Source organism: Candidatus Electrothrix sp., assembly GCF_052785085.1.
This window is the reverse complement of the sequence record NZ_JALAAI010000157.1, coordinates 1-7,815: the sequence shown is the minus strand read 5'-3', so window position 1 is coordinate 7,815 and position 7,815 is coordinate 1. Positions and strand designations below refer to the sequence as shown.

At 48.0% G+C, this 7,815-nt stretch carries 3 protein-coding genes; all 3 read right to left on the bottom strand.

Features of this window, described 5'->3' with window-relative positions; translation table 11 throughout:
- Positions 1–19 precede the first annotated feature (19 nt).
- Complete coding sequence (locus L2082_RS17375; RefSeq protein ID WP_446012037.1) at positions 20–355, bottom strand: hypothetical protein; 336 nt, start codon at positions 353–355, stop codon at positions 20–22.
- Positions 356–1,023: 668 nt separating this feature from the next.
- Positions 1,024–2,451: a lytic murein transglycosylase gene (locus tag L2082_RS17370; RefSeq protein ID WP_446010174.1), complete on the bottom strand. Its 1,428-nt coding sequence runs from the start codon at positions 2,449–2,451 to the stop codon at positions 1,024–1,026.
- Between the two features lie 76 nt (positions 2,452–2,527).
- A complete protein-coding gene (gene dnaE, locus L2082_RS17365; protein WP_446010173.1) occupies positions 2,528–7,396 on the bottom strand; it encodes a DNA polymerase III subunit alpha in 4,869 nt (1,622 codons plus the stop codon).
- Between the last annotated feature and the right edge of the window lie 419 nt (positions 7,397–7,815).

Genomic DNA, 7,815 nt, shown 5'->3' with positions numbered 1-7,815 from the left:
CGCACTCTCTGGCACTACATTAAGAATCCGAAAATCTGTGATGAGTAATTACAGATATTTGAAAGAGGAGCAAGGCCCCAAAAAGGACTTTTTTTCGTGTTTTGAGCACAAATCCTACGAACTTGGGATAAGGAAAAAATAACGAAATAAACTTTACGCATTCTCCTGGTTCCCAAGCTCCGGCTTGGGAATCCTTATTGCTGAAGCTCTGCTTCACGGTGCCAGAAGACACTTTATTCTCAGGGTGTGTTACCAATGGTTCGGTAACTTTTTCAGGGAAAAAATCTCCTGTTTTCAGCAGTACTTCTGAATCAATATGAATTAATTGCAAGTCAGGGAAAATGCTGACTTGCAATTAATTCGATTCAGCTCCCGCTATATTGAGAATCCCCTAATTATAGGGTGTAAAAATTACCGAACCATTGGTTACCCTGATCTAAATAAATATAGCCCCTTTGGGACAGAGGAAGCCGCGCGATAAATCACGGGGCCTGAAGGAACGAGGCAATATCTCCCGCCTTGTTTCGTTCGTCCACTAACAGTTTTTACACGTCTGAACACTCCATACAAACGAGTAAACACAGTATTCAAACGTACGAAAGCTCTCAACACACGTCTTGATACTCTTGTTCAACATGTAAACGCTGCAAACATACGTCTGTTAACTCTTGAGTAACGTGCAAATGCTACTTTTAGACATGTGAAAGCTCTTAACGTACGTACAAATGCTTCTGCAAAACGTGTAAACACTCCTGGCAAACGAGTGAATGCTCTATTCAAACGTACAAAGGTTGCAAACACACGTCTGTTAGCTCTGTTCAAACATATGAACGTTGTGTTCAGACGTACAAATACTCTTAACAAACGTATGAATACTTTCACGTAACGTGCAAACACTCTGTTCAGACGTGTGAAGACTCCTGACAGATTTCAGACATGGCGGAATCTCAGAAAAAAAGTTTCATCGGACTGCGCCGGAGGTACGGCAAAAAGATATCAGGAAGCGCAGTTATCATAAATATATTAAGGATGTTCTTGCCTCAATCGTATAATCAACTCCTCAGATGGGTAGCCATCAGCAGGTATTCCCTTTTCTTTTTGATATTCACGGATCGCTTCTCTGGATTTCAACCCCACCATGCCGTCAATTTTATCTGTATAATACCCCAATGATGACAGTACCTGCTGTATCATAAAAGCATCCTGATGCGACAAATTCTTATCTTTTTGTTTACTAAGACCGGTTAAGGGAGCACCTCCGGCAATTCTGTACGCAAGGTGACCTACAGCCAAAGCATAATTCATAGACTTGTTCCACTCTCTGATAACGCGAAAATTATGGAATACGAGAAAAGCCGGACCAGAAAGCCCAGCAGGCAGAATAATTGAACCTTTGAGGGAATTACCTCTTAATTCTTTTCCGTCAGGTTTTTTCACTCCCAGCGACCTCCAGTGTTTCAGGCTCTTTTCTACAGACAACTTAGCATGATATGGATCAAAATTTTCAGGCAATGCGACCTCCACCACCCATGGGTCTTTCCGTTTCCAGTCTAAACTATATAAATAATTTGCGGCTGATGCCAGGACGTCACTTGTGTTTTGCCAAATATCTTTTTTCCCGTCCCCGTTTCCATCAACGGCATAATACTGAAAAGTTGACGGCATAAATTGAGGTTGGCCCATTGCCCCGGCCCAGGAACCTGTCATTTCATCAACAGTTATGCTGCCTGAGTCAAGCATGGCTAATGCACAAAGCAACTCATTAGTAAAAAAATCACGTCGTCTTCCATCATAGGCCAGTGTCGCTAATGTGTTAATGGTGGAAAAGTTGCCAGTAAAACCCCCAAAATCACTTTCCATTCCCCATAAGGCAACTAAGATTTCAGGAGGAATACCATATTTACCGTGAATCCTTCGTAATATGGTTGCATTCTCCTGAAGTTTTCTTTTCCCTCGTGTTATCCTGGAGAGAGAAATAGAATTGTTGATATAATTTGTAAAAGAACGAGAGTATTCCGCTTGTTTTCTGTCAAGTTGAACGACCTTGTCTAACAAACGTACATTTTTAAAAGCAGACTCAACAGTATAAGAAGAAATTCCTTTCTGCCTTGCCTTTTCTTTAAAAAAAACAAGCCAGCTTCTAAAGGATGAAAACTTTTCAGAATATCTTTGTTCGGGAATATCAGCAGGTAATAAACATGTTGCTGATTGCTCAAATCGATTTTCACGATGGGCAGGAGACGATAGCACCGCAGGGTTCTCGGATTCCAGTTTCCTTTTTGCCCCTTTAGGTTGTACAATGACCAACTCTTCCGTTCCCTGAGCATAAATCTGAGCTGTGAATGAAAACCACTTGACTTCATGATGATATGGTGCGAATACCAGAAAAAACAAGGTTGCAAAAAGAACACTTTTTCTTCTTGCCGCAGCTTGGACAAATATTGATAACATATAATTCTCTTTGCATTATCAGCTTAAATTTATTCTTAATTTCAATAAAAAAACAAGATATTTCCTTGAAAAGGACTCAACCTTTTCCCCTGCTAAACCACTTCTTCCGCTGCACCTCAGCCTGACGCATCTGCACGGACAGGCAGCCCGGCCCAAAGGACTTCTTCACCTCCTGGAAAAAATCCGGGCAAGGCCGAACCGTGATATCTTTCATAGGCAGGATATCCACCTCACCGCGACCGTCAAAATGAAGGGTCAGTTTTACCGGGACAGAACCATAGAAACGGCGGATCAAATCCTTCAGCTCAACAAGCTGATTCCTGCCGATCCGATCCGCAGGCAGACGAATTGCGGTCTGCTCGGCAAACTGCTCCACAGCCTTATCCAGGGGAGAGATGTCCTCAGCAATAACCTTGGCTCCCCGCTCCCCCTGTTGAATGGTACCAAGAACGATCAAGGGCTCGTCTTTGCCAAGAAATTGGGAACAACGAGCAAAGGTATCAGAAAAAACAATAACTTCAACTCTGGAACTCATATCCTCCAGCACAGTGAAAGCCATGCGGTCGCCTTTTTTGGTAATATGCTCCTTGTACTGCTGAATCAGACCACCAACCCGAACCGCCTGCCCTTCATGCCAAGTATCCAGTTCCTCAATTTCTGCATCAGCAACCATGCGAATGGTCTCAATCACGCCATCCAACGGATGGCCGGTAAGGAAAAAACCAATGGTCTCTTTTTCATAAGAAAGCTTTTGCAACTCCGGCCATTCATCTATGTCAGGAAATGTAATTTCCGCTGCGGGTTGATTATCCCCCCCCACTCCTCCGGCAACGGCAAATAAACTCATCTGGCCGCTCAGACGATCCCGCTGTACAGCCTTGGCCTGTTCCAGGGCCTGGCCCAACACTTCCATAAGCTGGGAACGTTTTACCTGCATGGAATCAAAGGCCCCGGCCTTGATCAAATTTTCCAAAACCTTCCGATTAACTTTACCAGAATCAATCCGGGCGCAGAAATCCGTCAATGAGGTATAAAGGCCATTTTCCTCACGCTCTTTAATCATAGAATCCAGGGCTGAACCACCCACATTTTTGACCGCACCCAGACCGAAACGAACCCGATCATCAATAACCGTGAAGTCTTTCTGGGATTCGTTAATATCCGGAGGCAGAACAGGAATGGACATCTGTTTGCATTCATTAATGTACTTGACTACCTTGTCGGTGTTATCAATATCACAGGAAAGCAGGGCAGCAAGGAACTGGGCCGGATAATGGGCCTTGAGATAGGCTGTGTGATAGGCTACCAGGGCGTAAGCGGCTGAATGGGAATTGTGGACGATAAGGCCGTCTGCAACAAAGTTGTGATCCTCCTCTACAGTGAGGTCAAAGGTCTGCTGCTGCCCGCGAGGTTCTATTGACACCACGCAGTCCCAGAAGATGTCGGACTCGGCGAGTGCGGCAAGACGGTTTGATGTGAAGAAGCTCGCAAGACGGGCCAGGGTTGACCGGCGGAAGCCGCGTTTTCCAGCGGAACCATTACCCATAAATTCCTTCATGCACAGACCTGAGCGATTCTCTAGTTCGCACCAAGTGAGGTCGGCGCGCACGCGCTCCTCGTTTACCCATACGCGAACCTCCGCCGGGATGGTATCCTTTGATGTCAGACTACACCTAGTCTTCTCAACGTGGCGACGGAGCAGATCAACTTGTTGCTCCCGCCCGAGCGCATGAGGGGCGACACGCGAGAGAAAGGTATCTGCCGAGTTTTCTCCGACCACATGCACTGTATAGCCTATACGCATTTCGCTGCGATAGCGGAATTGTTTCTCGTGAACACCGCTTGGAATGCCGAGCCGCAAAAGAAGCGTTTGCACATCACGGGCAAGATCAAAGGATGAGGTTGCATAATAGGGTGTGAACTGATCTTTGTTAGCAATAAAGCCGTCTCCGGCCCACAACCTACCAAGGAAAAGCTCAATATCCGCATCGCAAAGCAAGAAAATCTCCAGTGGAATTTCTTTCTCTGTTGCCTTCTTCCCTAAGATACCAAGCTGCTCAGCCCAATGCCATGCTCCTGACCGGACGGGCGGGGCATCCTTCTCGACAACCGAATTTTTCCCCTTCTTATTCCACGGTTCTCCTCCCTTACGGAAACGCAAGTTGCGTCCCGTGTTCACGCAGACCTCCAGGCGACCGTTACTGCGTTGATAAACACGCGCCTTGCTTTCCGGGAACTGCTCGGCAGCCTCTGCGAAATCGCGCACAAGAATTTCATCATTTCCGAAGAAGTAAAGCGACGAAGGATGACAGACGTTCCCTTCTGCAAGAAGACCGGCAAGACAAATCAGTTCATGCCGCATCCAGTGCCCGCCTCCCTGCACGGTCAGGCGGCGGGGCGCAGCAATCCGGTCACCGGGTTTGAGGTCGCCAAGTAACGTCCAGCCGTCAAGGGTACGTAATGGATGGTTCGATGTCGCGGTTATCCGATGCCCCTGCGCTGTTCGCAGCTCAAAGACCGGCTTTCGACCGTTTTCAATAACGTCGAGCACGCTTCGCGGACGGAGTTTGCCATCTTCGCCGAGCGCATGAACTGTGAAACTATGCCGATTCTGATACAACTCCGCAACGGTGAGCTGTTCTCCCGTTTCTGCGTTAAGAATCAGCGTGGAACCCACTACGCACTTATTGAAGCCATAACCCGCGAACTTAGCCATCAAATCAAAGACATATTTCGCCTTTTCTTCCGGGATATTATTGTCCTTGGCCCCGGCCATGAACTTGGCCCGTTCTTCCTCCATCACCTCTGGAATCTTCTTACCCATCGCCCGGCGGAGAATATCCGCATCACCCAGGCTGTAGGAAGCCAGGATATTGGAAATCTTCATCACCTGTTCCTGATACACAATGACCCCGTAGGTCTCTTCCAGGACAGGCTTGATCTGCGGCAGGGGATACTCTGGAGGGCGGCGACCATGCTTGGTTTCAACAAACTGATCCACCATCCCGGAATCCAAGGGGCCAGGACGGTACAGGGCCACCAGAGCAATCAGGTCGGTGAACTGCTCCGGTGCCATTTTGACCAGGAGCTCCCGCATCCCATCACTCTCCAGCTGAAAAACCCCCAGACTGTTACCCGCACAGAGGAGATCATAGGTGCGCTGATCATCCATGGCTATCTTACTCAGATCAACCTCAGTGCCGATATCCTGCTTAATCAGGCGCAGTGCCCGGTCAATAACAGTCAGGGTCTTGAGCCCGAGAAAGTCGAACTTAATCAGCCCGGTCATCTCAGTGTACTTCATGTCAAACTGGGTCAGGATCTCCTTGTTGGAACCTACACAGACCGGCAGATACTCCACCATGGCCTTGGGCGAGACCACCACCCCGGCAGCATGGGTGGATTTATGGCGGGACAGGCCCTCCAAGACCTGGGCCACAGTGAGCAGTTTCTGGACGCTCGGATCCTGCTTCATGGCATCCTGGAGACGGGGTTCCTTGTCAATGGCCTTTTTCAGGGTAATCTTCAGCTCATCCGGGACCAGCTTGGCAATCTTATCAACCACGGGCAGGGGAACCTCCAAAACCCGGCCCACATCCCGGAGTACGGCCCTGGCCTTCATGGAACCATAGGCCACGATCTGGGCCACATGATCATCCCCGCCATACTTGCTGCGGACATAGTCGATCACCTCGTCCCGACGATCCTTACAGAAATCCACGTCAAAGTCAGGCATGGAAACCCGCTCCACATTGAGAAAACGCTCAAAAAGCAGGCCGTAAGGGATGGGATCAATATCAGTAATAGACATACAGAAGGCAGCCAGACTGCCAGCTCCTGAACCACGACCTGGCCCGACTGGAATCTTCTGACTCTTAGCCCAATTGATAAAATCGGCAACAATAAGGAAGTAACCGGAAAAACCCATTTCCTGAATAACCTTGATTTCCATTTCCAGGCGTTCCCGATACTGCTGCTCCAATTCCGAGGGAACCTCCTGGAGACTGCGAATATGATCAAGACGTTGATCTAATCCATCGCGACAGGCCTTTTCAAACAGGCTTTCCAGGGATTCCCCTGCTGGCACAGGAAAAATGGGAAAATGATTTTCATTGAATTCAAGCTCCAGGTTACAGCGATCTGCCACCTCCAGAGTATTTGCCAGGGCCTCGGGGCAGTAGCTGAACTGCTTGGCCATGACATCTGGCGGCTTGAAATACAGCTCATCCGTGGCAAACTGAAAGCGGTTGGCATCGTTAATGGTCTTGCTGGTCTGAATACAGAGCAGAACCTCATGGGCGTAGGATTCCTCCCGATTCAGGTAATGGCAATCATTGGTGGCAACCAGTTTGATACCCAGATCATTGCCCAGCTCCATCAGGCCGTCGTTGACGCCCCTCTGTTCCGGGATGCCGTTTTCCTGGATCTCAAAATAGAGGCGATCACCAAAGACCTGTTGCAGGCCCAATGCCTTTTCCCTGGCCTTATCCACCCCCTGATGGGTAATAGTCCAGGGGATTTCACCGTGCAGGCAGGCGGTCAGGGCAATCAGCCCTTCCTGATGGGCAAAAAGCAGCTTGCGGTCAATCCTGGGCTTATAATAAAAACCGGCTGTCTGGGCGATAGAAGCCAGCTTCATCAGGTTGCGATAGCCGGTTTCATTCATAGCCAGCAGCACAATATGAAAATTATGGCCTGCGCTCTTATCATGGATGAGATGGTCGGTCTCCGAGATATAGAACTCGCAGCCCACCAAGGGCTTGATCCCGGCCTTGTTGGCCTTGGTGTAGAAATCCAAAGCCCCGTACATGGCACCGTGGTCAGTGACTGCAACAGCGTTCATGCCGTAGGACTGGGTCTTATCAATCAGATCAGCAAGACGAATAGCCCCGTCGAGCATGGAGTACTGGGTGTGGACATGGAGATGGACGAATGGGGTGGACATGGTGGTATGGATCAATCGTTATGCATCATGGATGATGCGGTATCTTTTTAGTACACAAGGTTGCAATATGCAACCGAGAAGAGTAAACTGAAAATAACTCACCCGTACCTGTTACTCTTTTTACAGATTTAAGGAGATATTATGTCTACTGCGGTAAAAATATCAAATGATTTGAGTGCAACCTTTTTGTGTGAAAAATATCCAATCAGACCTTTAACTGATTAATCTTAATTATTTAAAGATGATTTTCATTATATCTGATAATTTCCTATCTGACATATCCCTCTGGTACTAATGGCACGACCTTAAGTGGTTGACCACAGGATTACGCCGTTTGTCTTCTTGGTACTGTCAAACGAGGGTAGGCCTTTGGACGACGCTTCACAGCCCGCGGTTCACTGCGACCTGGTCTATTTCCT

Coding starts and splice junctions, on each gene's coding strand:
- dnaE (WP_446010173.1), bottom strand. CDS start 7,396: ATGTCCACCCCATTCGTCCATCTCCATGTCCACACCCAGTACTCCATG.
- L2082_RS17370 (WP_446010174.1), bottom strand. CDS start 2,451: ATGTTATCAATATTTGTCCAAGCTGCGGCAAGAAGAAAAAGTGTTCTT.